Source organism: Rhizobium sp. EC-SD404 (genome assembly GCF_902498825.1).
Classification (GTDB): Bacteria; Pseudomonadota; Alphaproteobacteria; order Rhizobiales; family Rhizobiaceae; genus Georhizobium.
In genome coordinates, this window is the sequence record NZ_LR701459.1 from 1,085,222 (window position 1) to 1,110,382 (window position 25,161).

The 25,161-nt window shown below is 62.9% G+C and carries 24 protein-coding genes; 23 read left to right on the forward strand and 1 reads right to left on the reverse strand.

Annotation, left to right across the window (positions count from 1 at the left end):
* Nucleotides 1–139: 139 nt before the first annotated feature.
* The 6 genes from GC125_RS06175 to GC125_RS06200 all read left to right on the forward strand — a co-directional run bounded on the left by GC125_RS06175 (nt 140) and on the right by GC125_RS06200 (nt 6,969).
* The gene (locus GC125_RS06175) at nt 140–1,231 is read left to right on the forward strand and encodes a transferrin-binding protein-like solute binding protein (RefSeq protein WP_151984638.1); all 1,092 of its coding nucleotides are present in this window, start codon (nt 140–142) and stop codon (nt 1,229–1,231) included.
* A 28-nt stretch (nt 1,232–1,259) separates the two neighbouring features.
* A complete protein-coding gene (locus GC125_RS06180; RefSeq protein ID WP_199864469.1) occupies nt 1,260–2,303 on the forward strand; it encodes a surface lipoprotein assembly modifier in 1,044 nt (347 codons plus the stop codon).
* Nucleotides 2,300–2,677 (forward strand): surface lipoprotein assembly modifier, encoded by a 378-nt coding sequence (locus tag GC125_RS06185; protein ID WP_151984642.1) that lies wholly within the window; start codon nt 2,300–2,302, stop codon nt 2,675–2,677. The genes GC125_RS06180 and GC125_RS06185 overlap by 4 nt, the downstream gene beginning before the upstream one ends.
* A gap of 21 nt (nt 2,678–2,698) precedes the next feature.
* Entirely contained in the window at nt 2,699–4,945 is a 2,247-nt protein-coding gene (locus GC125_RS06190) for a sensor histidine kinase (RefSeq protein ID WP_151984643.1), read from the forward strand.
* Nucleotides 4,942–5,625, forward strand: a complete 684-nt coding sequence (locus tag GC125_RS06195) for a response regulator transcription factor (protein ID WP_151984645.1) — start codon at nt 4,942–4,944, stop codon at nt 5,623–5,625. Before GC125_RS06190 ends, GC125_RS06195 begins: the two co-directional genes overlap by 4 nt.
* 78 nt (nt 5,626–5,703) lie before the next feature.
* Nucleotides 5,704–6,969, forward strand: a complete 1,266-nt coding sequence (locus GC125_RS06200; protein ID WP_286165387.1) for a c-type cytochrome — start codon at nt 5,704–5,706, stop codon at nt 6,967–6,969.
* Nucleotides 6,970–6,993: 24 nt separating this feature from the next.
* Here the strand turns inward: GC125_RS06200 and GC125_RS06205 are convergent, their stop codons facing one another.
* Complete coding sequence (locus GC125_RS06205) at nt 6,994–9,042, reverse strand: 4Fe-4S binding protein (protein WP_286165388.1); 2,049 nt, start codon at nt 9,040–9,042, stop codon at nt 6,994–6,996.
* Between the two features lie 120 nt (nt 9,043–9,162).
* Here GC125_RS06205 and GC125_RS06210 point away from each other — a divergent pair, with 120 nt between their 5' ends.
* The 17 genes from GC125_RS06210 to GC125_RS06290 all read left to right on the forward strand — a co-directional run bounded on the left by GC125_RS06210 (nt 9,163) and on the right by GC125_RS06290 (nt 25,054).
* Entirely contained in the window at nt 9,163–9,897 is a 735-nt protein-coding gene (locus tag GC125_RS06210) for a biotin/lipoate--protein ligase family protein (RefSeq protein ID WP_199864470.1), read from the forward strand.
* Nucleotides 9,898–9,902: 5 nt separating this feature from the next.
* Nucleotides 9,903–10,463 carry a DUF6505 family protein gene (locus GC125_RS06215; protein WP_286165606.1) on the forward strand — a complete coding sequence of 187 codons (561 nt, stop codon included), beginning with the start codon at nt 9,903–9,905 and terminating at the stop codon, nt 10,461–10,463.
* Nucleotides 10,464–10,468: 5 nt separating this feature from the next.
* Nucleotides 10,469–11,473: a DUF6352 family protein gene (locus GC125_RS06220; protein ID WP_151984650.1), complete on the forward strand. Its 1,005-nt coding sequence runs from the start codon at nt 10,469–10,471 to the stop codon at nt 11,471–11,473.
* A 39-nt stretch (nt 11,474–11,512) separates the two neighbouring features.
* Nucleotides 11,513–12,016, forward strand: a complete 504-nt coding sequence (locus GC125_RS06225) for a DUF3305 domain-containing protein (RefSeq protein WP_151984652.1) — start codon at nt 11,513–11,515, stop codon at nt 12,014–12,016.
* Between the two features lie 16 nt (nt 12,017–12,032).
* Entirely contained in the window at nt 12,033–12,752 is a 720-nt protein-coding gene (locus tag GC125_RS06230) for a DUF3306 domain-containing protein (protein ID WP_199864471.1), read from the forward strand.
* 316 nt (nt 12,753–13,068) lie between these two features.
* Nucleotides 13,069–13,647, forward strand: a complete 579-nt coding sequence (locus GC125_RS06235; RefSeq protein ID WP_286165389.1) for a TorD/DmsD family molecular chaperone — start codon at nt 13,069–13,071, stop codon at nt 13,645–13,647.
* Nucleotides 13,648–13,722: 75 nt separating this feature from the next.
* Nucleotides 13,723–13,929 (forward strand): hypothetical protein, encoded by a 207-nt coding sequence (locus tag GC125_RS06240; RefSeq protein WP_151984656.1) that lies wholly within the window; start codon nt 13,723–13,725, stop codon nt 13,927–13,929.
* A gap of 12 nt (nt 13,930–13,941) precedes the next feature.
* Complete coding sequence (locus GC125_RS06245) at nt 13,942–16,893, forward strand: formate dehydrogenase subunit alpha (RefSeq protein WP_151984658.1); 2,952 nt, start codon at nt 13,942–13,944, stop codon at nt 16,891–16,893.
* A gap of 15 nt (nt 16,894–16,908) precedes the next feature.
* Nucleotides 16,909–17,505 (forward strand): formate dehydrogenase FDH3 subunit beta, encoded by a 597-nt coding sequence (gene fdh3B, locus GC125_RS06250; protein WP_126011546.1) that lies wholly within the window; start codon nt 16,909–16,911, stop codon nt 17,503–17,505.
* A 66-nt stretch (nt 17,506–17,571) separates the two neighbouring features.
* On the forward strand, nt 17,572–18,582 hold the full coding sequence (locus GC125_RS06255) for a formate dehydrogenase subunit gamma (protein ID WP_210251652.1): 1,011 nt from the start codon (nt 17,572–17,574) through the stop codon (nt 18,580–18,582).
* Between the two features lie 153 nt (nt 18,583–18,735).
* Nucleotides 18,736–18,927 carry a hypothetical protein gene (locus GC125_RS06260; RefSeq protein WP_151984660.1) on the forward strand — a complete coding sequence of 64 codons (192 nt, stop codon included), beginning with the start codon at nt 18,736–18,738 and terminating at the stop codon, nt 18,925–18,927.
* A 370-nt stretch (nt 18,928–19,297) separates the two neighbouring features.
* Nucleotides 19,298–20,431, forward strand: a complete 1,134-nt coding sequence (locus GC125_RS06265; protein ID WP_151984662.1) for a TRAP transporter substrate-binding protein — start codon at nt 19,298–19,300, stop codon at nt 20,429–20,431.
* Between the two features lie 78 nt (nt 20,432–20,509).
* Nucleotides 20,510–21,100 (forward strand): TRAP transporter small permease subunit, encoded by a 591-nt coding sequence (locus tag GC125_RS06270; protein WP_151984664.1) that lies wholly within the window; start codon nt 20,510–20,512, stop codon nt 21,098–21,100.
* Nucleotides 21,097–22,515: a TRAP transporter large permease gene (locus GC125_RS06275; RefSeq protein ID WP_151984666.1), complete on the forward strand. Its 1,419-nt coding sequence runs from the start codon at nt 21,097–21,099 to the stop codon at nt 22,513–22,515. Before GC125_RS06270 ends, GC125_RS06275 begins: the two co-directional genes overlap by 4 nt.
* 1 nt (nt 22,516) lies before the next feature.
* Nucleotides 22,517–23,893, forward strand: a complete 1,377-nt coding sequence (locus GC125_RS06280) for an amidase (protein ID WP_151984668.1) — start codon at nt 22,517–22,519, stop codon at nt 23,891–23,893.
* A complete protein-coding gene (locus tag GC125_RS06285; RefSeq protein ID WP_151984670.1) occupies nt 23,886–24,095 on the forward strand; it encodes a hypothetical protein in 210 nt (69 codons plus the stop codon). The genes GC125_RS06280 and GC125_RS06285 overlap by 8 nt, the downstream gene beginning before the upstream one ends.
* The gene (locus GC125_RS06290; RefSeq protein WP_151984672.1) at nt 24,092–25,054 is read left to right on the forward strand and encodes a 2-hydroxyacid dehydrogenase; all 963 of its coding nucleotides are present in this window, start codon (nt 24,092–24,094) and stop codon (nt 25,052–25,054) included. Before GC125_RS06285 ends, GC125_RS06290 begins: the two co-directional genes overlap by 4 nt.
* Nucleotides 25,055–25,161 lie beyond the last annotated feature (107 nt).

Here is a 25,161-nt window from a genome sequence, read left to right on the forward strand (position 1 = left end):
GCGGGTCGATTTTCACCGTGATTGTATCCCAGCCAATGGCAATGCCGGCCTCGACTGATCGTCGGGGAGGCATCGCCGGGCAGGGGGCTGGGGAATTGCATGAATCCACCTGCTTGAAACCGTCAAAAGGAGCAGGTGGATGAAGACTATGATGGCGAAGCTTTTGGTCGTTGGCGCGACGTCGGCGCTGGCGGCCTGCAGCAGTTCCGGCAGCGGGGCAAGCGCGGGCGCCGGTGGGGCGGGCGGTGGTGGTGGTGGTGCAGGCGGCTCGCTTCCGATCACCGCGCAAGGGCGGATGCTCGCCGTTCGTCTGCCGGCCAACGTCGTCTCGACGGTCAACTCCATCACGCAGACACCGCAACTCGAGACCACGGCAACCGGCGCGGTCGCGACCGATCGAACCGCTGCCGGCGGCGTCGGCATCTCCGGTTCTGCCAAGGACGATCCGAATCCGAACAACAATCAGGGTTCGCCAGGCATCGCGCCGGCAGCCCTGATCTCCGCATCAGCCGATGGCCCACTTGCAGGTGGCGCGACCGTGATCGGATTGAGCGACGCCAAGGGCAACGTCTATTTCGAGAACGGGAACTTCGGCGATCCGCAGGTCGAAAGCGCCAATGCGGCCATCAGCAGCGTCAGCGTCTACAATCTCAGCGCAAGCGAGCAGATCGTGCTCTCTGACGCGACGACCATCCGCTACCGCGACGGAAATGCCGGCGATGCAGAGGCGAATTACGGCGTAGGTTATGTCGGCAACGCGACCACCAACATGCCGACCTCCGGCACGGCAAGCTACAAGGGCTTCTTCGAAAGCGGCCAGTCGATCTACACGCGGCCTGACGGCTCGGTCGAAAATTTCGGCTTCGACAACGGGGCCGATGTGGCGCTGGCGGCTGATTTTGCCGCGGGCAAGGTGACAGGCGGCATCACCGGCGGAAAGCTGCAGGCCTATACCAATCTCGGTCAGAACGTCGTCGATGTCGCTCCGACGATCACCGGTATGGCGATCGACGCGACGATCACCGGTGCGGATTATGCGGGCACCGCAAGGCTCGTCGATGCCCAAGGGGCGGCGGTCGGCACCGTATCGAACGGTGAGGCCATCGGTAGCTTCTTCGGCAGTGCCGGCCGCGAAACCGTGGCCGCGGTGTCCATCGAAGGCAACGCGACGCTGGAAGGCGGGGCGAGCGATTACGTCTTCCAGGGCGTGATCGGGGCGGTGAAGCAATAGCGGCAGCGGCATCTCGGGATCCATGGCCGTGGCTGCCACCCTTCACAAACCGCGCCTGCGCAGGACCGTCTGGCTGCCGCGCGGCAGCATCCGGATGCTCTGCATCTGGGTGCTGATAGTCCTGTTCGTCACCGTTCCGCTCGCTCTGGCGACACCGGGGGAAGTGGCAGGCGAAGGCGGGTCGACCGCCTCGCCTGCCGCGCGCTACGGCGACCTGTCGCAAACCGAGCGGATCCAGGCCATTCGTGGCTTCATCGAGCGGGGGGACCTCGATACGGCGCAACTGCTTCTCGCCAACTCCCGTTTCGATGAGGGCGACCTCGGCTATCAGGCGGCTTTCCTTCAAACCGTCGTGCTTGAGCGGCGGGGCGAACTGGCCGAAGCAGAACGGCTGTCCCGTGCGATCCTTGCCGAAAGACCGGATTTCGATCTCGTCCGGGTCCACCTCGCACGCATTCTTGCCCGGCAGGGAAATTCGACCGGCGCCACCTATCATCTGCGCCTGCTTGCCGAATCCAGCAGCGACCGCACATCTCGCGAACGGTTCGAAAGCTTCATCGATGCGCTGGATGCGAGCCGGCCTTTCACGGTCGGCGGTTTCATCTCCTTTGCGCCGAGCACCAACGTTAACAATGGCAGTTCGGGCACGCAGGTCATGCTCGGTGGTCTGCCGTTCACGATCGACGAGGGCGGGCGGGCGCAGTCCGGCATGGGCGTCCGCGCCGGTCTGAACGCCGGCTATTCGCATGCGCTGAACGAACAGTTCACGCTCTACACCGCCGGCTCGGCCGTGTTTTCGGATTATTCCGGCAAGGATTTCGATACGCTGGTCGGCGACCTGCGCGTCGGCATGCGCTACCGCACGGCAAGCAGGATGCTGAGCGCAGAGTTCATCGCCGACCGGCGGTGGTTTTCGACCACGCCGTCGGACTACGGCATCGGCGGACGCATTTTCGGCAGCCAGGCGCTGATGCCGAAGCTCATCGCCTCCGGCGAGCTGCTCTTCATCGATCGGACCTATGACGACATTCGTCGGCGGCAGCCGAGACGGTCCGGGCAAGCGGAAGGCTGAGCTACTATCCGAGCGCCGCGTCGTCCGTCTTTGCGGGGGCCGGCGGCGAATGGGAAGATGTGGACGGCCGGCGCCACAACGCCTTCGACGGCGCCTTCGTCGAAATCGGAGCGACCCGGCAGTTCGCCTACGGCATCACCGCATCCCTGCAGGCCAAGGTCGGCAAGCGGGACTACGAGGCGGATTTTCCCGGCTTGACCGAGCCGCGCAAGGACGACTATTTCGAGCTGCGCAGCGGCTTCGTGAAGCGGGACTGGCAGTTCCACGGCTTCACGCCGCAATTGGCCGTCAGCTACTACGACCAGTCAAGCAACGTCGTCTTCTACGACTACGACAAGCTCGGCTTCGACATCACGTTGACCAAGGAATTTTGAGGTCGATCAAAATCCTGTTGAGTGGATGCAAGAATTGGCACAGAGTTTCCGCATGGGGTTGTATTGGGGGCGGTGCCGGGGCGCCGTATTTCGCCTGTGACGCTGGTTCAGCGCTTTTCACTGGCCTTGACGATCGTCGCGCTGGTGACAGCGCTGACGATGCTTGTCGCCATGCGCAATCCGTATCTCGGGTTGCTGCTCGAATTGGATGGCGACGCCGGCACCGTGTTGGTTGCAGGCTCCGGCAATCCAGCCGCAGTTGCAGGCATCACACCCGGTTCGCGGCTGATCTCGATCGCACCCGTCGACGATCCGGCGGCCGCGATCCTGCTCGAGCCGCTTGACCTGATCGATGAGCCCGACACCCTCGATTATGCGACCTATGATCGCTTCGTCGATCGGCAGGGTGCACTGCATGGCGTGCTGTCCGCGGGACCGGTTGCCATAACGGTTGCCGAGCCGGATCAGGATCAGCGGTCGATCGCAGTTCAGGCAACCGCATGGCGACCGATATCGGCCTTGCCTTTCGCTTTCTGGTACCAGATCGCCTGCGCCGTCATCATTTGCGTCATCGGAGCCTGGGTCCAGTGCCTCAGCCCGAGAGATGGCAAAGTCCGCTTCTTCGCCTTCGCCGGATATGGGGTCGGTCTGGCTGTCTTCAGCGCGGCCGCCTATTCGACCCGTGAAATCGCGCTGTCCGAACCGGTCTTTCGCAGCCTGACCATCCTGAACAACATCGGCGCGATGTCCTTCGGCATCGGCATGATCGGACTTTTCGCCCGCTATTTGGTCGATCTGAAAATCGCGCGTCTCACCAACGGCCTGATCGGCCTCTTCGTTCTGTGGATCTTCGCGACCCATCTGCGGATTTTCTACGACGTCGGCCTCGGCACGGTCGGCTACCTCGGTATCCTGTGCGAGATGATCGCAATCATCGTTCTGACCGGCGCGCAATATGTCGCGACGCGGCGCGATCTGCCGGCCCGCCGTGCGCTCACATGGCTGGGCGTCAGTGTCATCCTGGGCGCGGGTGCCTTCGTCCTGCTCGTCGCGGTGCCGTTGCTGGTGGGACTGAACGTTGTCCTCCCGCAGGGCTATGCATTCGGCTTTTTCGTTCTGATCTATCTCGGTGTCGCGCTCGGGCTGACGCGGTACCGGCTTTTCGAGCTCGATCGCTGGGCGTTTTCGATCTTCACCTATGTACTCGCCGCGTTTCTGTTCGCTGCCATCGACTTCACCCTGATAGGCATGCTGGCGCTGACACCGGCGGTATCGCTCGGCATCACGGCGGTGCTCGTCGGACTGCTTTACCTGCCCGTGCGCAATTTCCTGATGGCCAGGTATATGGCCCGCAAGGAACTGGATCCGCTGGCGCTCTATCGTGCCTCGACGGAAATCGCGCTGCAAACCTCGGGCGAAGCCCGTGCCGAGCGGTGGCGCCAAGCACTGGTCGACTATTTCGAGCCTTTGCACGCAGATGTGCCGGAGGGTTTCGCGCAACGTCCCGCCATTCGCGATGACGGCGCGACGCTCATCCTTCCGGCCTATGACTGGTCGCCTCCGTTGCGGCTGCGGCATCCCAAGCGCGGCCGCGCTCTGTTCGGAACGCCGCATCTCGCCATCGTCGAGGACTTCGCGCGGCTCGTGGCGGCTGCGGAAGAACAGCGCGATGCCTATGACCGGGGCGTCAAGGAGGAGCGCGGGCGCAGCGGCCGCGACCTGCACGACAGCGTTGGCGCGCGGCTTCTGTCGAGCTTGCGCGCCACCGACGACACGGATGCTCGGCAGATGGTGCGCAATGCGCTCGGAGACATTCGGGAGATTGTCGGCGGCCTGTCGGACCGCCGCGAGACGCTGGCGAACATCATCGCCGAATTGCGTGCCGAGACGATGGAGCGGCTGGATGACGGCACGGCCGAGTGGCCGCTGTCCGATGCCGACCGCTCGGGGATCGTGCTGCCATATCTGGTGTTCCGCAATTTCACCTCGGCGCATCGCGAGCTGGTGACCAACGTCATCAAGCACGCGCCGGGCGCGGATATCACGGTGACGACGCAGCTTGTCGGCGATCGCCTTGTCCACACGGTGGAGAATGCGCTGCCGGGCGCGGCATCGCAGGCGAACCGCCGGGCCTTTTCCGGCAATGGGCTTGAAAACATTGCCGCGCGGGCTCGCCAGACCGGCGGTCATTTCGATTATGAAGTCACGCCCAATGCGTTCATCGCGACGATCAGCCTACCGGTCGCCATGGGAGCCGTCGCCGCATGAAGGTGGAACGCGTTCTTGTGATCGAGGACAATGCGCGCGCCCGGCAGTGGATGGTGGACTGTGTCGCTGTCGGATTTCCGGGAGCGCAGGTCAGCGAGGCGTCCTGCCTGGAAGATGCGCGGCGCTGCCTGCGCAATGCCGCGGTCTGGGCGCGGGCGCACGGTCTTCCCAGTGCGTTCGATCTGGTCCTGATCGACATCGGCCTGCCGGATGGGTCGGGTATCGATCTCATCGAGGAGATCAATACGAGCGACAGTCATTGCGCGCCTGTCATCACCACGATTTTCGATGATGCGCAGCAGATATTCGACGCGATTTCCGCCGGCGCGCGCGGCTACCTTTTGAAGCACCATGACACCGACCGGTTCATCCAGCTGATGAAGCGCATCATCGACGACGAGCCGCCGCTGTCACCCGCCGTCGCGCGCCACGTCATGACGGCGCTGCAATCCCTGAACGCGCGCATGGTGCCGGATGCCGCGCTGACGGCGCGTGAGGAGGAGGTGCTTACCCTGCTGGGCCGGGGCTTTCAGCTGAGCGCGGTGGCGAAGACTTTGACGATCTCGCAGAACACCGCCTCCACCCACGTGAAGTCCATCTACCGCAAGCTCAACATCAAGACGCGCGCCGAGGCTGCCCTTGCGGCTCGCGATCGCGGGCTGCTTCAGCGCGAACACTGACCGAAGGTAGCGCCAGCCCGAGGGTTGACGCGCGCGGCCAGCCGGCCAACATGCCGGTCTTTCGGAGAGATGTGCGCAATGCGATGGATCGTCGGGGCCGCTGTGGCCATTCTTTTGGCAACACCGTTTCTAAGCTTACCGGCGGCAGCCGATTTTCGTGGCCATGGCGGGCCGATCCGGGCTCTGGCCGTATCTTCCGATGGGTTGCAGATCCTGTCCGGCTCTTTCGATACGACCGCCATTCTATGGAACCGCGACACCGGCGCCGCAATGTCCGTGCTGCGCAGCCACGACGAATCGGTCAACACCGTCGCACTTCTGCCTGACGGCGGAATGGTCACCGGCGGCCAGGATGGCCGTATCGTCGTCTGGAGCGCCGCTGGCGAGCCGCGTGAGCTCGGCCGGCATGATGGCCCAGTGGCGAGCCTCGCCCTGTCGGCGGACAATGCCACCGTCGCCTCGGCCTCGTGGGATGGGACAGCACGGATTACCCCTATCGACGGCAGCGACTATCGCACGCTGAGCGGCCACCAGGGCAACGTGAATGCGGTCGCGTTCCTGCCGGACGGTCGGGCAGTGACGGCGGGATACGACGCAACGCTGCGCATCTGGCCGCTGGCAGATGGTCCTGCGCAGGTGGTCCCGGTCAATGCACCGCTGAATGCACTCGCAATCCTACGTGACGGAACGATCGTCGCTGCTGGTGTCGATGGCCGGCTGCGGATCCGCGCCGGCGATGGGGCGCTGAGCGAAATCGAGACGGCGCCCGTTCCGGTGACGGCGCTTGCCATCTCACCAGACGAGGCGACGATCGCCTCCGCCGCGATCGATGGCTCGATCTGGCTGGTGGACCGCGCAAGCGGCACGGTTCGCCTGACGCTCCAGGGCGCAGACAGTCCGGTCTGGTCGCTCGCATTCGATCCCGACGACGGCAGCCTTTTTGCCGGCGGGGGCGATCGCGTGATCCGCCAATGGGACGCGGCAACCGGCGAACGGCTGAACCGGGATGACCAAAGCGAGACGACAGAAGAGTTCGGCGACAGCCGAGGCGCTCAGGTCTTTGCCGCCTGCCAGGCCTGCCACACATTGTCGGAGGATGCCGGCAATCGCGCCGGCCCGACGCTGCACGGCATTTTCGGCCGCCGCATCGCGACTGCGCCTGGCTACAATTATTCCGAAGCGCTCCAGGGCATGGATATCGTCTGGACCCCGGAAACGGTCTCCGAACTCTTCGACGTTGGCCCCAACCACTATACGCCCGGCACCAAGATGCCCGAGCAGCGCATCACCGACCCTGCCGATCGCGCCGCCCTCATGGAATTCCTCGAGGAGCGGACTCGGTAGGCTTCTGGGATTTTTGCGATCGGTCTAGTGCCGGCTCTGGTTTCGTTCTTCGCGCTCGCGCAGATAGTCGTCCGTCGTGCGGATCGTGCGTGTCTCGGCCTGATGCGGATCGAAGCTTTCCTTGACGACGACGGCGACGCGGCAGTCCTCGCACATTTCCAGAACCCGCCGGCGCTGTTCGCCCTCCGGCCCTGAGAACATCCAGTGGCTTTCGAGCTTTTCGATCACGCGATTGATCGTCGAGCGCGTGCCGAACGCCTTGCCGCATTCGATGCACTCATGCGGCTCTTCTTCCTTCAGCAGGCGCTTGGGCTCCGCCCAGGCCGTGAAATCCAGCCGCGGCTGCAGCGTGATGACATCTTCCGGGCATGTCGCTTCGCAAAGCCCGCACTGCACGCAGAGGCTTTCCGAAAAGCGCAGCGTCGGACGATCTGGGTTGTCGGTGATGGCATTGGCGGGGCAGGCGGAAACGCAAGCCAGGCAGAGCGTGCAACCAGCCACGTCTACCTCGATGCCCCCGAATGGCGCACCACGTTCGAGCGCGATCACGTCGACCGGCGACGGCGCTGCGCGATGCAATTCGCGGAAAGCCAGTTCGAGGAGCCCGCGCTTGTCCGGCGGCGGAAGGAACCCGGCAGGCGCCGCGGCCCTGGCCGGCATCGCGCCGGGCGCGGCAAGCGCTGCACCAAGCTGGTCGGGATCGTCCGTCTCGACCAATTGGACCAGATCATTGCCATAGCCGAGCTCTGCGAAAATGCGGTTGGTCATCGCGAGGATGCTCGTCAGGCCCGACACGTCATGCTTCGCTCTTGCGCGGGACGCGATAAAAATCCGGTCCGCGCCATAGGAGACGGCAGCGGCCAGGAGTTCTGGACCGGTCTGCGTGATCTCGTTGAGCAGCAGCGGCATTACCCGCGCCGGCAGGCCCTGGCCGAAGCGCGCGAGCGCATCGATGAGCGGTGCGCCGTGGTCGCCGTCATGCAGCAGGATTGCGGGCCTCGTGCCGCCGGCCTTGAAATAGGCCGAGAGCATGACGCGCAGTCGCTCGGTGACGGCATCGACCGGCGGCAGCGCGTAGGAAACGGCACCGGTCGGGCAGGCGCCGGCGCACTGGCCGCATCCGGCGCAGATTGCTGCGTCGATCGCGACATGGTCGCCGGCCGGCGTGATCGCGCCGGTCGGGCAGAGATCGAGGCAGCGTGTGCATCCGGTGATCGTCGAGCGCGAATGGGCGCAGATCGACGCATCGAAATTCACGTAACGCGGCTTGTCGAAAATACCGACAAGGCCGGATGCTTTGAGGATCAGTCGTTCGATGGCCGCCCCGTCGCGCGGATCGACGCGGAGATAGCCGTCACGCAGGTCGTCGGCCGAAAAGAGAGGCTGGTCGCCCGTCAGGTCGATGATCAGGTCGCAGGTGGATTCCGCGCCGTTGCGGGCCGACCCGAAGATCAGCTTCGAGCGCGATGAGGGTGATGGAAGCGCATAATCGTCGATGGTCAGCTCGAACGCACCAAGATGACCCGAGGCATTTCGAACCCGGCCCTTGAGCACCGGAAACACCGTTTTAGCCGGCGGCGTCACGTCCTGAGGATCGACGAGGAGCACGGTGATGTCGAGATGATCGGCAAGCCGTGCCGCGACCTCGATCGCCGTTTCGTCGCGACCGAGCACGAGCGTTACGCCCTGCGATTCGAGCGATACCGTCGAGATGGGGGGCATGCTGACCGAAGCTGCGGCCAGAAGCGCTGCCATCTTCGGGCCCGCCTCGCGCCCTTCGGCCGACCAGCCGGCCTGTTCGCGGATGTTGATGAAGGAAAGCGTGCCGGTGAAGCCCGCATCCTCGGCCATTTCGGCGAAGAGCGGCTCTTCCTGCGTGCAGGCGACGGTGATCGGGCCGGTTTCCTGCAAGGCTGCTGCAAAGCGCGTGCTCTCGTGGCGGCACAGCTGATCTGCGCGTTCGAAGGTGCCTGCGCAGCCGCGCGCGATCGAGCCCTCGTCGAGCGCCATTGTCTTTTCGCACGAGCAGATGAATACACGGCGCTCGGAAGCGCGGCGCCTTGTCTCGGTCATTCCGTCAAACCTCCAGGCCAGTCCGTCGGCGTGCGATGACGCCAAGTCCGGCCTTGCATTGCCCTATCGGGCACCCTTACTTTTGAGCGGTTCTAACTTAGCCCCAGAGGAATGTCACGAATGCTGAGTGCAGCCGGGGAGGGCCCATTGGTCCTGCCGCCGCTTTTTGAAGCCGTTTTCATCGCCGATCCCAGCGACGTGCACGCCCATGCGTGCCGAATTGCCGCGCAATCGGGGGCCGGAACGCTGGTTTACGCGATTTCGGATGAAACGGTGGCGCTCGCCATCGTGCTGGAGCCGGATAAGCCTCTGGTCGCTGCGCGCCTCGCCTTTTTCGCCGGCATGGCGGCGATGGGCGATTCGCTGGCCTTCCATTGCGTGCCCGAACGGCAGGTCGCTTTCGCCTGGCCCGACGAATTCCTCTTCGACCTTGCCCGGTTGGGCGGAGCCCGGCTCGCCTGGCCCGAAGGCATCGGCGAAGAGGACGTCCCGGAGTGGATGGTCTTTTCCGTCGAGCTCATTCACGAACGACCGAGCCTTGACGATCCGGGGTCGCATCCGGGGTCGACGTCGCTGATCGAGGAAGAGTTCGATCCGCCGGAAGCGATCATCGAGAGCTTCACCCGACACCTGATGCGCGCCTTCGACGCCTGGGCCACGGAAGGCATTTCGGCCGTTACCGCGGCCTATCTGGAACGCCTGCAGGCCAATACCGACCGCGACTGGATGATCGATGGGCGCGGCGATCTCCTGCAGCGCGGCGAACCCGGCGCCGCCCCGATCCGGCAAAGTCTCTCGAGCGGCTTGGCTGCCAGCCGCTGGTATGATCCCGTCCGCAAGGCGCCGCTCCTGTGAACGCATTGGTGAAGCTGCCGCGCACGATCCGCATGGATCCGTCCGATACATTCGTGTTTGCAAAGGCGGCCGAGCCCGGCGAATGGGCGGTCGCGGGGACGTTTCTTTTCCATGGTGCGAAGATCGCCGATCTCGGCCCCAAGCAGCGAACCGCCTTTCGGGCGGGATTTCTGGGGATCGAGAGCTTTGGCCATTCAACGCTTGCCGTCGTTTCGGAGGTCGTCGACAACGAGCTGGAAGAGGCGACCCACAGCCTTGCCGCGCAACTCGTCAGCCAATGCGGGGCGCCGAGCCTGGACGTGGCGTTGCCGGCGGCGCGGGAAGAAATCGCTTTCGCGGCCGATCTCTGCCGTGACCATGCGATCGGCACATTGCTGGCGCTTCACCGCGCAGAAGAGGACGGCCAGATCCGCGAGCGGTTTCGCACCTTGCGTCCGCGCGCCGAAACGACGATGGCAGGGCCGGGGTTGAAGGGGCTTGATCGCGCCTTCCTGGTGATCGAAACGGATGACGACGAAGACCAGCCGGAAGAGCAAGTCGATCTTCTGTCGCTTGGAAAGGAATAGAGCGCGTGCGGGAATTTTGGGTATCGAGCGGCCATCACATGGTGCGTCGCCGCGACGATGGACGGCTTTCGGTGACCGACGAGTTGCTGCTGACCTATCTGGCGCGTCCTGAGATCGTGCCGCCGCAAGACGCGTGCGTGGTGGAGCGGGCGCTCTATCAACAACTGAAGGCATCGCCGCGGGCTGCGGTGGACGCCGCAACGATCGCCTCCATCGCGGATCCCGATGCGCGCGAGAACTGGCAGTTCCTCATCGCCTACCGCGATCTCCTCATTCGTGAACAGACGATCGAGGGCGCCTATCTGGCCATCGTCAGGGAGCGGATGGCCGTGCCGCCGCTTTTCCTGAACCAGCTGGTGCATCTCATCCTGCGCAATGCGCTCGAAGGCTGCAGCGATCCCTTCGTGCTGCGCGCCGCTGAACTGATGTTCAGGCCACAGCGTGCGTCCGTCTCGGAAGGCGCTCTGTTGCTCGCCGATCAGGAGCTGGTCGAAGAGCGGGAGCGCGAGCAGCACGACAAGCCCCTGGCCGCGATGTTTGCCGGCGAGCCGGGAAGCGAGCTCGACGTGCTCGATGACGACAACGCCTGGACCTATTGGAGCCGATCGGACGCGCATTCCATGGCGCTCAATTTCGGCGGTGATCCAAAAAGCCGCACCGGTCTGGCCGTGGCCTTGACCGTCTTCATCCACCATCTGCTCGGAACGAAGGTGACGATCGAGCCTCTGGTCGACGTCAAGGAAGTGGATTTCCGCTGGTTCGTGGGTCTTGATCAGGACGCAACGACGCTCGGAAATCGCCTTTGGCGCGGCGAACAGGTACCATCCGATCTGACGGAGCGACTGATCGGCCTGTTTCGGCTCGACTTCGCCGAGGACGACGGGGAGCAGAAACAGTCTGAAGGGCCGGTCTATCTTTTGATGACGATGAGCCCGGACAAGACCGTGCGCCTGAAGCCGCAAAATCTCGTTACGGGCCTGCCGCTCGCCGAGGACCGACCGGCCGCGTGAACACGGGCAGCGATCAAGCGCTGTCGGAAAGGACGATCCATGCCCAAGCTCTTCTGCCGTCTCGGTATCGTCACCGTGTCGAGAAAGCCGGTGACGCGATGGGGCAGGCGCGGCTTTGCCCCGCACTCGGTTCTTCCCGACGTGCCGGCGACGCCTGCGGGTGAACGCTTGAGCCCGCCCGGCGATGTCGAGCTCTATTACGCCGGCGATTTTCAGCTGATGCTCTATTCGGGCGAAGCGGCGCATTATCGCGACAATCTCTTGGCGAAGCCGACCTTGTGGGTGGCCATGCGCCCCGACGACCCGAAGGGTGTCGTCATGCTGACCGCCGATCCATACGAGGGCGAGGCCCGGGCAGGCGACGAAGCCCTTGTCGTTGCCGGCTTGCCGATGCCGCCGAGCGTCGCCCAGTGGGTGGAGGGCTTCATGGCGCTTCACTACAAGGAAGAGGTCTTCGTGAAGCGCAAGCGCAAACGCGCCGATCCCGATGCGCTCACACGCGGTGCCAAGCGTGTGCTCGACAAGGACGAGTTTTTGCCATGACCGGGAGCCAGAGGCGATGAGCGGCAAGGACGAGGACGACGGCTTCCTGTCACGCTGGTCGCGTCGCAAACGCGCCGCAGCCGCCGAGGAAGAGCCAGCCGCCAATCTTGAGATCGAGCCCGAGGACGCCACTTTCGCCGAGGCCAACGATACGATTGCCCTGAGCCCGGCTGAAAACCAGGATATCGGTGCACTCGCCGGCGAGCCCGATCCCGATGAGACGCTGAGCGCGGAAGAGATCGAGGCGCTTCCACCGCTGGACACGGTCACGTCGCGCGAGGAACTGCAGCTCTTCCTGCGCAAGGGCGTGCCGAAAGACCTGCGGCAGGCGGCTTTGCGTAAGGTCTGGATGATGAACCCGAAGATTTCCGGCTATCTCGATGTCGCCCGTGACTATGCGTACGACTGGAATGTCGCAGGTGGCGTGCCAGGCAACTCCGGTACGCTGTCGCCAGGCGAAGCACTGCGGATGGTCGACAAGTTTTTGCAGAGAAAGCCCGAAGAGACGAACGATCTTCCGGAAAGCGACAGCCCGCCTGCGATAGCCGAAACTTCGGCCGAAGAGATGGAAACGACCGCCGAATTTTCACAGCCCGATATCGACGCGGACACTGTCACCGATAATCCACAGGATACGACTTTGGTCGCAGACCTTGGTCAGGGCGAGACGGATGGAACAGCATCGACCGATCTTGCCGCCCCAATAAAGCGGCACGGGGGTGCGATTCCCCGCTAGTTTCGCCGCTGTGCGATTTGGTGGAATTATGCGTTCTAGCCTGAGATGACGGTGGATACCCGATCTTCGGAATTCATGCATGATAATGCATTCTTTTGCGTCTGACGCGCTGTGCGTGGCGCCGATGTCTTCGAGGAAATGTAGTCTCAAATCATCAGGTTTTATACTCCGGTCGCGTGCCGCATTTCGGTTGCGCTCATCGTTGCGTTCCCTCATCTTTTGTAACAACAAGAAACGGTTGGGATCGAATCCCGATCTACTAGGGCAGTGGGAGCATGGCGCTTTGAGCGCAACTGAGCGGACACGGACAAGCGATTTGGCCGACGAAGTCGATTTTCTGCGTGCGCAGGAATACCGGCTGCTCGCGGCGCTTCTGCGTGGCGCACCAGGCGCTGATCTGCTTGCGGATCTGTCGATTCTGCGTGGCGACGAGACGCCGCTTGGTTCGGCCCACACCGCGCTCGCCTCGGCAGCCGCCAAGGCTGACCCTCTCGCAGTCGACCGCGAGTTCTTTTCGCTCTTCGTCGGTGTCGGTCGCGGCGAGCTTCTGCCCTACGGGTCGTTCTACCTGACCGGTTTCCTGAACGAGCGGCCGCTCGCTGCCGTTCGCCACGACATGGCGAAGCTCGGACTGGAGCGGGCGGAGGGGCAGTTCGATCCTGAAGACCATATCGCGATGCTGTGCGACGTGATGGCGGCGCTGGCTTCGGGCGAAGTCTCCTCGCAAGCCGTCAGCGAAGCCGATTTCTTCCGCTGGCATCTGGCACCGTGGGTCGACCAATTTTTTACGGATCTGAAGACGGCACCTTCAGCATTTTTTTACCGGCACGTGGCGGAAGTCGGGTCTGTCTTCATGGCTGTGGAGCGTGAAGCGTTCGCCATGGATGCCGCCTGAATCAATACCGGTCGCGCAAGTGGCCCAAGAGACTGAACTCGAAGTGTGGGGCCAAAGCCCCGATGGGAGATTGAGATGACGATCCAGGATGACCAGAAGGGTCTCGGGCGCCGCGGTTTCCTCGGCGCATTCGCCGGCGTGGGTGCCGCTGCGGCCGCCGTTGCCGTTGGAACCGGTGGCGTGCAGGAAGCCGCTGCCCAGGAAACGGACGATGAGAAGCGCAAGGCGCGCTATCAGGAGACCGACCACGTCAAGGCTTTCTACCGCACCAACCGCTACTGAGGGGAGGGCGTCATGCTCGTCAAACGTAAAGCCGGCGCAGCTTCGCGCAGCAAACTGCAATCCGTCGTCGCCGGGCTCGCTTCCGCCGCGCTCGACCGCCGCTCGTTCCTGAAGCGCTCTGGCATCGCTGTCGGCGGCCTTGCTGCTATTGGATCGCTCGGCGCGGGCTCGATCCGCAAGGCTGAAGCCGGTCCGACGATGGAAGGCGTGGAAATCGAGATCCGCAAAAACGTCTGCACCCACTGCTCGGTCGGCTGCACGGTCACCGCGGAAGTGCAGAATGGCGTTTGGACCGGCCAGGAGCCGTCCTGGGCAAGCCCGATCAACCGCGGCACCCATTGCGCCAAGGGCGCATCGGTGCGCGAAATCGTCCATGGCGACCGCCGCCTCAAATACCCGATGAAGAAGCAGAACGGCGAATGGGTGCGCATCACCTGGGATGACGCCTTCTCTGAAATCGGTGCGAAGCTCGGCGAGATCCGCGACGAGTCCGGTGCCGATTCCGTCTACTGGCTCGGCTCGGCCAAGTTCTCCAACGAGGGCTCCTATCTCTGCCGCAAGCTTGCAGCCTTCTGGGGCACCAACTCGGTCGACCACCAGGCACGCATCTGTCACTCCACCACTGTCGCAGGTGTCGCGAACACCTGGGGCTACGGCGCGATGACGAACTCCTACAACGACATCCGCAACTCCAAGACTGTCATCTTCATGGGGTCCAACGCGGCCGAGGCGCACCCTGTCTCGCTGCAGCACATCCTGTCGGGCAAAGAGCAGCAGCGCGCGAACGTGATCGTTCTCGATCCGCGCTTCACACGCACCGCCGCCCATGCCACGGAATATGTACGCATGCGTTCCGGCACCGACATCGCGGTGATCTGGGGCATCATGCACCACATCTTCGCCAATGGTTGGGAAGACCAGGACTTCATCGATGCCCGCGTCTACGGCATGGATCAGATCCGCGCCGAATGCGACAAGTGGACACCGGACGTCGTCGAACGCGTCACGGGCATCCCGGGCGAGCAGCTGCGCCGTGTTGCCGAAACCTTCGCGACACAGAAGCCCTCCACCTTCATCTGGTGCATGGGTGGCACGCAGCACACGGTTGGAACGGCCAACGTGCGCGCCTATTGCAATCTGCTTCTGGCAACGGGCAATGTCGGCGGCAACGGCATGGGCGCCAACATCTTCCGCGGCCACTGCAACGTACAGGGCGCGACCGATCTCGGCCTCGATATCACCAACCTGCCGCTCTACTACGGTCTGGCCGAGGGCGGCTGGCGTCACTGGTCGCGCGTCTGGGACGTGCCGTACGAGTACTTCGTCTCGCGCTTCGATGAAGTTCCGGCAAAGGATGGCCGCGAGGGCCGCACGCGCGAGCAGAACATGCAGACGCCGGGCATCCCTTCGACCCGCTGGTTCGATGCAGCGACGATCGATCCCGAGCAGATCGACCAGCGCGACAATATCCGCGCCATGATGGTTCTGGGCCACGGCGGCAACACCGTGCCGCGCCAGGCTGAAGTGAAGGCCGGCCTCGAAGCACTCGACCTCCTCGTTGTCGTCGATCCGCACCCGACCTCGTTCGCTTCGCTGCATGCGCGCCCGGACAACACCTACCTGTTGCCGGCAGCGACGCAGTTCGAATGCTCAGGCTCGCGCACCTGCTCGAACCGCTCGATCCAGTGGTACGAAAAGGTCGTGGATCCGATCTTCGAATCCGCCAACGATTACTGGATTCTCTACCGCTTGGCCCAGGAACTCGGCTTTGCCGACGAGATGTTCAAGAACATCGACCTGGTCGAGGGCAAGTTCGGCCCCGAGCCGCAGCCAGAATCAGTCATGCGCGAAATCAACCGCGGTGGCTGGTCGACCGGCTATTGCGGCCAGTCGCCCGAGCGGCTCAAGGCGCACATGGCCAACCAGGACAAGTTCGACCTGGTGACGCTGCGTGCACCGGCCGACGACCCGGAAGTCGGCGGCGACTATTACGGTCTGCCCTGGCCATGCTGGGGTACCCCGGAAGTGCGTCACCCCGGCACGCATATCCTCTACAACACCAACCTCCATGTGATGGACGGCGGCGGCAATTTCCGTCCGCGTTTCGGACTTGAGTACGAAGGCGAGACGCTGCTGGCAGAGGGCATTTCGTCGGTCGGCGCCGAGCTCGATGACGGCTATCCGGAATTCACGATGGCCGTGCTGAGGGAACTCGGCTGGGATGCCGACCTGACAGCCGCTGAACTGGCGCAGATCGAGCGCCAGGGCGGCGCCAATGTCGACACCGTTTCCTGGTCGACCGATCTTTCGGGCGGCATCCAGCGAGTGGCCATGCTGCATGGCTGCGTGCCCTTCGGCAACGGCAAGGCCCGCGCGGTTGCGTGGAATCTGCCCGATCCGGTCCCGCAGCACCGCGAGCCGATCTACACGTCCCGGCCGGATCTCGTCGCCGAGTTCCCGACTCGCGACGACGCCCGCGAATTCCGTGTGCCGAACATCGGCCGCACGCTTCAGCAGGCGGCAGTCGATCGCAACATCGCGCAGGCCTTCCCGATCGTCCTCACCTCCGGCCGTCTGGTCGAGTACGAAGGCGGCGGCGAGGAAACCCGCTCGAACCGTTGGCTGGCCGAACTGCAACAGGACATGTTCGTCGAGATCAACCCGGCAGACGCTTCCGATCGCGGCATTGCCGACGGCAGCTGGGTCTGGGTGAAGGGGCCTGAAAACGACAGCCGCGCCCGAATGAAGGCATTGGTCACGGAGCGCGTCGGCAAGGGCGTTGCCTTCATGCCGTTCCACTTCGCCGGCTGGTTCCAGGGCGAAGATCAGCGCGGCAACTACCCGCAAGGGGCCGATCCGATCGTGCTCGGCGAAAGCGTGAACACCATAACGACTTACGGTTACGACCCGGTCACCGGCATGCACGAAGGCAAGGCCACGCTTTGCCAGATCGAAGCCGCGTAAGGGGAGGATGAGCAAATGGCACGAATGAAATTTCTCTGCGACGCGGACCGCTGCATCGAATGCAACGCCTGCGTTACCGCCTGCAAAAACGAACACGAAGTGCCGTGGGGCATCAACCGCCGCCGCGTCGTGACCATCAATGACGGCCTGCCGGGCGAGCGCTCGGTATCGATGGCCTGCATGCACTGCACGGATGCGCCCTGTGCCTCGGTCTGCCCGGTGGATTGCTTCTATACGACTGCGGATGCCGTGGTTCTGCACTCCAAGGATCTTTGCATTGGCTGCGGCTATTGCTTTTACGCCTGCCCGTTCGGCGCGCCGCAATATCCCAAGGTCGGCAATTTTGGTTCGCGCGGTAAGATGGACAAATGCACCTATTGTGCCGGCGGTCCGGAAGCCGACATGACGATGGCCGAGTATGAAAAATACGGCGCCAACCGTCTGGCGGAAGGCAAGTTGCCGCTCTGCGCCGAGATGTGCTCCACCAAGGCGCTTCTCGCAGGCGACGGCGACATCATCGCCGAAATCTACCGCGAGCGCGTGACCACACGCGGTTACGGATCGGGCGCCTGGGGCTGGCAGACAGCCTACCAGGAAAGCATCAACGTTTAAGGCGCGTGCGTGCCGGCCGCGTGGGTGCGCGACCGGCCAACAGGCAAGGCTGTAAGGAGACCGGAAATGGTCGCTCAATCTTATCTCGCCCGCATGACGCTCGCGCTTGCGATGCTGATTGCGGTAATGTTCGTGGCGCCGGTCGCCGGCGCGCAGGAACCGATCAACCCGACCGCAAGCTCCGTGCAGGAGCAGCAGCTCCTCGAGGCGCTTCAGGGTGGCGATGCCATCTCCGGTCGTGTGTCCATTCCCGATCAACGCTCCGCCGAACTGATCAAGCCGGAAGGCCGCGACTGGTCCGGCACGCATAACAGCACGGTCTACTGGGTATCTGCTGCGGTCATTCTCGGCATGCTTGCTCTCCTGGCCGTGTTCTATTTCGTGCGCGGACGCATCAAGCTGGAGCATGGTTTTGCCGGCCGCACGATCAAGCGCTTCAATTCGTTTGAGCGCTTCGCCCACTGGCTGACGGCAGTCTGCTTCATCCTCTTGGCTCTGACAGGCCTGAACCTGATCTTCGGCCGCTATGTGCTGATCCCGCTTTTCGGCGCCGATGCATTTGCGACGGCGACTCAGCTCGGCAAGGTCGTTCACAACTACATTGCCTGGCCCTTCATGCTCGGCATCGCGATCATGCTGATCGTCTGGATCAAGGACAACATTCCAGGCCGCATCGACCTTGACTGGATCAAAGCCGGCGGCGGTATGCTGAAGGGTGGTGGCCATCCGCCTGCCAAGCGCTTCAATGCCGGTCAGAAGATCATCTTCTGGTCCGTCATTCTCGGCGGGGCAGCACTCTCCTTCACCGGCGTCCTGCTCCTCTTCCCGGCGCTTGCAGGCGAACCTGGCAACTGGCAGCTGGCGCAGTTGGCGCACGCGATTATCGCCGCCGTCATGACCGCCGTCATTCTGGCGCACATCTATATCGGTACGCTCGGCATGGAAGGCGCGTTCGATGCCATGGGCACTGGCCAGGTCGATGTGAACTGGGCGCGCGAACACCACTCTCTCTGGGTGGCGGACCGTGACGGCACCGTCGAAGGCGAGCCGCGCGGCCATGTCGCTCCGGCCGAATAGCGCGTCGTCGACCAAGGGCGTATGATAAGGGGAGGGCTGTCGTGAGACGGTCCTCCTTGTGAATGTATCAGTTGCGCGTTGCGACACTGATCTATCTGGGGGTCCGCTCGGATGCGCCACCGCGGCATCTGAGCGTGAAGGGAGAAAAAGACGATGAAAACGTTCCTTGTATCGGCCGTCACTGCTGGGGTTCTGGCGTACGGAGCCTATTTCATTCTCAACAGCAACTGGCAGGCAACGTCCGCGACCGCCTATACGACGTCCGGCGCACGCGTCGGCGATCCGGGTGGAAATCTGATGGGGACGGACTGGCCGGCCGCAGCTGAATCCGAACAGGACAGCTGATCAATTCGATTCACGCTCGCACCGCAATTTGCGGCGGTGTGAGCGGTGACGCGCCTGGACGTGCAGGAAACTGTGCGCAACGAACAGACGCAATCATATGGACTGTCGAGTAACACTCCGGTCGATATTACCCCGCCCAAGAAAAGATCCATTCAATGAAGTCGCTTCAATCGTTTGAATCAAACGATTGGCGGTCACTCATTTATTGTGCACTGCAGCGATCTTTGTCTTTAGATCTACGACTTTGGTTGCACTGCGTTTGCTTCGGAAAATGTGGCGAAAATAGTTGATTGATCGGGGGTGATGGCTATGATCCCCGCCAACAACAAGAACAACGAGAACAGCTTGTTTGCTTCAATGGGAGAGAGAAATGACTTCAACAGATTCAAAGACCGTATCGCGTCGTAGGTTCCTCAAAGGCACTGCAGTCATCGGTGGTGCAGCTGCCGGCTCTACGCTCGCCGCGCCGGCCGTACTGGCTCAGGCACCGCTGGTCGTGCGCATGCAGAGCTCCTGGCCAGCTTCCGACGTTTGGCAGGAAATGGCGCAGCATTACTGCGATCGCGTGGAAGCCATGTCGGGTGGCCGCATCTCGATGGAACTGCTTCCCGCAGGCTCGGTCGTCGGCGCGTTCCAGGTTATGGACGGCGTGTCCGACGGCGTCATCGACGTCGCTCACTCGGTGTCCGCCTACTGGTACGGCAAGCACAAGGGCGCTTCGATGTTCGGCACCGGCCCCGTGTTCGGTGGCAACCCGCACACGATGCTCGCCTGGTTCAATGCCGGCGGCGGCAAGGAACTCTACCGCGAGCTCACGCAGGACGTACTCGGCCTCGACGTTGTCGGCTTCATGGGCATGCCCATGCCGGCACAGCCTTTCGGCTGGTTCAAGGGTGAAGTGAACACGGTCGACGACATCCAGGGCTTCAAGTACCGCACCGTCGGTCTGGCCGCCGATCTGCTGCAGTCCATGGGCATGAGCGTTTCGCAGCTTCCGGGCGGCGAAATCGTTCCTGCAATGGAACGCGGCGTTATCGATGCCTTCGAGTTCAACAACCCAACGTCGGACCGTCGCTTCGGCGCCCAGGACGTGGCCCAGAACTACTATCTGGGTTCGTATCACCAGGCATCGGAATGCTTCGAGTTCATCTTCAACCGGCCCTTCTACGAAGATCTGGACGAAGACCTGCGCGCAATCCTCGAATACGCAGTCGAAGCTTCTGCCACGGCGAACTTCGCCACGGCTCTCGACAACTATTCGCGCGACTTGCAGGAACTCGCTGCAGGTGGCGTCAACGTACGCCGCACGTCCCCGGAAATCCTGGAAGCCCAGATCGGTGCCTGGGATACCATCATCGCGGATCTGGAAGGCGACGAATTCATCTCGAAAGTCATCGCCAGCCAGCGCGAATGGGTCGACCGCGTCACCTATTACGAGCTGATGAACGCGCCGAGCTACGAGGCAGCTTACGAGCACTACTTCCCAGGCAAGCTGGCTCTCTAGTAGCAGCCTGACATCCTATCGGACCCGGCAGTGTGAAAGCACCCTGCCGGGTCTTTGCAACATGGATTGGGTGGTTTCATGATCCGCTATATCGCGTTCGCCGACAGTCTATCGGCGTGGTTCGGCAAAGCCTTTGCATGGTTGATCATCTTGATGACCGTCGGCGTAAGCTACGAAGTGGTCGTTCGGTACATCTTCAATGCGCCCACCCCATGGGCTTTCGATCTGTCTTTCATCATGTACGGCTCGCTGTTCATGATGGCCGGGGCCTATACGCTTTCGCGCAATGGTCATGTGCGTGGCGACTTCATCTACCGGCTCTGGAAGCCGCGGACGCAGGCCTTGGTAGAGCTGACGCTCTACATCCTGTTCTTTTTCCCTGGCGTCATCGCGCTGGTGGTGACGGGCTGGAAATATGCAGCCAGATCCTGGGGTTACGCAGAGGTCAGCATCAACAGCCCGGCCGGTATCCCAATCTACCAGTTCAAATCCGTCATTGCCGCCGCCGGCATTCTTCTTCTCATCCAAGGCATCGCCCAGGTGTGCCGCTGCATCCTGTGCATGCGGGAAGGTTTCTGGCGCCAATCGGAAGAGGATGTCGTCGAACTCGACGCACAACTCCTGAAAGAGCATGAAATGGAAATGCAGAAGCAAGGCGCAGCCCGATGAGCGAGCAAGTCGTCGCCATTTCTATGCTTTTGATGCTGCTGCTCGCCATTTTTCTTGGCTTTCCGGTGGCGTTCACTCTCATGGCACTCGGCGTTGCCGTCGGTTATTACGCTTATTTCGATCCGTCGCGCATGTGGCGCGAATATTTCCGGCTCGATGAGAGCGCGGGCTCGTTTGAGTCCATGCAGCTCTGGCTGGACGGTTTCTTCAACAACCGCATCTTCGATCTTCTGGTGAACCAGACCTTCACCGTCATGTCGAACGACGTTCTGACGGCGGTGCCGCTGTTCCTCTTCATGGGCTACATCGTCGAGCGCGCCAACATCGTCGACCGGCTGTTCACCACACTGTTCATCGCCACCAAGCGCGTTCCTGGATCGATGGCGGTCGCCGCACTGATCACCTGTACGCTGTTTGCAACGGCGACCGGCGTCGTCGGCGCGGTCGTGACGCTGATGGGCCTGCTTGCCTTCCCGGCCATGCTGAAGGCCCGCTACAACGTGTCCTATGCGGCTGGCGTCATCTGCGCGGGTGGCACCCTCGGCATTCTCATCCCGCCGTCGATCATGTTGATCGTCTATGCGGCGACATCCGGTGTTTCGGTGGTGCGCGTCTATGCGGCCGCACTCGTCCCGGGCCTGCTGCTCGCCGGGCTCTACCTCATCTACGTGATCACGCGCGCTGTTCTCAATCCGAAGCTGGCTCCAAAGCCGGCCAAGGATGAACTGGGCACGCACACCACGGCCGAGGTCGCCTGGATGCTGTTTACATCCTTCGTGCCGCTCGCCTTCCTCATCCTCGCCGTACTCGGTTCGATCCTGTTCGGCTTGGCAACGCCATCCGAAGCGGCGGCCATCGGTGCGCTCGGCGGTATCGTCCTTGCCGCAGCATACCGGTCGCTCACTTGGCAGCGCCTGAGGGAGTCGGTCTACCTGACGGCGCGCACCACGGCGATGGTCTGCTGGTTGTTCGTCGGTTCGGCGGTCTTTGCCTCGATCTTCGCTTATCTCGGCGGTCAGCAGCTGATCTCGGATTTCGTGACCAGCCTCGACATGTCGCCGGTTATGTTCCTGATCCTTGCGCAGGTCATCATCTTCATCCTAGGCTGGCCGCTGGAATGGACCGAGATCATCGTGATCTTCGTGCCGATCTTCCTGCCGCTGCTCGACCAGTTCGGCATCGATCCGCTGTTCTTCGGCATCCTCGTTGCGGTCAACCTGCAGACGGCGTTCCTGTCGCCGCCCATGGCCATGTCTGCCTACTACCTGAAGGGCGTTTCGCCGGCTTACGTCACGCTGGTCGACATCTTCAGAGGTATGATGCCATACATGGCGATCGTCGTGGTCTGCATGGTGCTGATCTACATCTTCCCATCGCTCGTCTACGGCTTGCCGAACCTGCTGTACGGCCAGTGACATGAACAAGCGTATCGCGGAAATTCCCCATCTCTCGGCCGCCGAGTTGCGGCAGAGACTTGCCACCGGTGCCTTGCGCGCCGTGCAGGTGGCCGAGGCCTTCATCGCCCAGATTCGTGCGGTGAACGGTGGGGTGCACGCCTTCGCCTGGTTCGATGAGGATCATGTCATGGACCAGGCGCGGCGCCGTGATGCCGAGCGCGGCACGGGAAAGCCTGTCGGACCTTTGTTCGGACTGCCGGTCGCGATCAAGGACATCATCGACACGAAGGGCGTTCCGACCGAACATGGCACGGCGATCGACAAGGGGCGGGTGCCGTCCTCGGATGCCGTGATCATCGACCGCCTCAAGCAGGCGGGCGCCGTGATTTTCGGCAAGACGGTCACCACGGAACTCGCGTTTCTCACGCCTTCCAAGACCCTCAATCCGCACAATCCCGAGCACACGGCCGGCGGGTCTTCCTCCGGATCGGCGGCAGCGGTCGCCGCACGCATGACGCCGCTCTCCATCGGCTCTCAAACCGGCGGATCGGTCATCCGTCCGGCATCCTACTGCGGCGTCGTCGGCTTCAAGCCGAGTTTCGGAGCAATCCCGCGCACGGGTATGCTGGCGCAGGCGCCGACGCTCGATACGGCCGGCGTTTTCGCCAATTCCGTAGAGGATGCAGCACTTCTATGCGATGTCCTGTTCGGCTTTGACCCGCTCGATCCTGCGACGTCGCACAACCCGCCGCCACGCCTGTTCGAAACCGCCTCCTCGGCGCCACCTCTGAAGCCGGTCTTCGCTCTCTACAAGCCGCCGGGCTGGGATCAGGCCGCGCCTGAGATGCGTGCGGCAATCGAAGAAGCCGTGGACATTCTCGGAGACCAGTGCTTCGAGATCGATCTGCCATCCGCCTTTGCCGATGCCGACGAGCAGCGCAAGATCATCCATTTCGCGGAAATGGCGAAGTTCTACTACCGCTTCGAGAAGCGTGCGCCCGAGCTGCTCGGATCGCTGCTGCAGGAGACGATCAATCGCGGCAAGGCGACGCCCGCGCGCGATTACATCGCTGCGCTCGATTGGCGTGCGATGCTGAATGCCGGGCTCGATGAGGTCTTCGAGCGCTGTGATGCGATCATCACGCCGGCAGCGCTTGGCCCGGCACCGCGCGACCTCTCGACCACCGGCGATCCCATCTTCAATGCCGTGTGGACGTTGTGCGGAACACCGGTGGTGACGCTGCCGTTGTTCGCCGACGACCATGGCATGCCCATGGGACTGCAACTGATCGGGCGCCGCGATAACGACGCGCGCCTGCTTCGTACCGCCCGCTGGCTCGTCAGCGAACTCGCGGCAACTGCCACATCGGAAGTGGAAGGATATAAGCATGGATAAAGTGCTGGCGTTTTTCGCATTCGCCGTCTTCGTCGTTTTTCTCGGCGTCCTTGTCGTCAATGTGCCGCGGATCGACCTTGGCGTCGTGATCGTCTTCACGATCCTTCTGGCGGCCTACGATTTCCTCACGTCTGCACACAAGAAGCTGCCGAAGCCCGTACCGGTCGCTCCCGGTGAAGCCATGGATCGACCGACCGAGTGACGCGGCCATCGCTTCTCATCACGCGGCGGCTGACGGATGCCGTGCTTAAGCGTGCCGCGCGTGATTACGACGTGCAGCTCAATGCCGACGATCACGTCTTTTCGCGCGAGGAGCTGCTCGACCATTGCCGGACCGTTGATGCGGTCCTGCCTTGCCATTCCGAGCGGTTCGACGCCGAAGTGCTGGCGCAGCTACCCGATCGCCTTAAGATCATCGCGAACCATTCCGTCGGGACCGATCACGTCGACCTGAAGGCGGCAAAGGCGCGCGGGATCGTCGTCACGAACACGCCCGACGTGCTGTCGGACGCCACGGCTGAAATCGCGATGCTGTGCATGTTGGGCGCGGCGAGGCGTGGTGCCGAAGGCAACCGAATGGTGCGTGAAGGCAAATGGAATTTCTGGTCGCCTGCCTTCATGGTCGGCCGCCAGGTGACCGGCAAGCGCTTTGCCGTTCTGGGCATGGGCCGCGTGGGGCAGGTGGCGGCCGAGCGCGCCCGTGGCTTCGGCATGGAAATTCACTACCACAATCGCCGCCGCCTTCCAGCGGAGCTGGAAAAGGGCGCAAACTTTCATGACAGCGTGGAGTCGTTGCTGGCCGTGGCCGACGTGCTTTCGCTGCATTGCCCGACCACGCCGGAAAGCATCGATCTGATCAACGCCGAACGGTTGGCGCTGCTGCCGGATGGTGCGATCCTGGTCAACACGGCACGTGGCGCGCTGGTGGATGAGCGAGCGCTCGTCGATGCGCTGAAATCCGGCAAGCTGTTCGCGGCCGGACTGGATGTGTTCAAGGACGAGCCAGGCGGCAATGCCGAGATCGCGGCCTTGGACAACGTGTTCCTGCTGCCGCATATCGGCTCGGCGACATTCGAGACGCGTGATGCGATGGGCTATCGTGCGTTGGATAATCTTGATGCATTTTTTGCGGGAAGGGAGCCGACAGATCGCGTCGCTTGACGTGTCCTGCCGGCTCGACCCTCAGCAAAGACGCCCCCAGCCTCTCTGCCCAGCCCGAAAGCTGATGAGCAACAATGTTGCCGGATCGGGGTCAAATGCAATGGGTT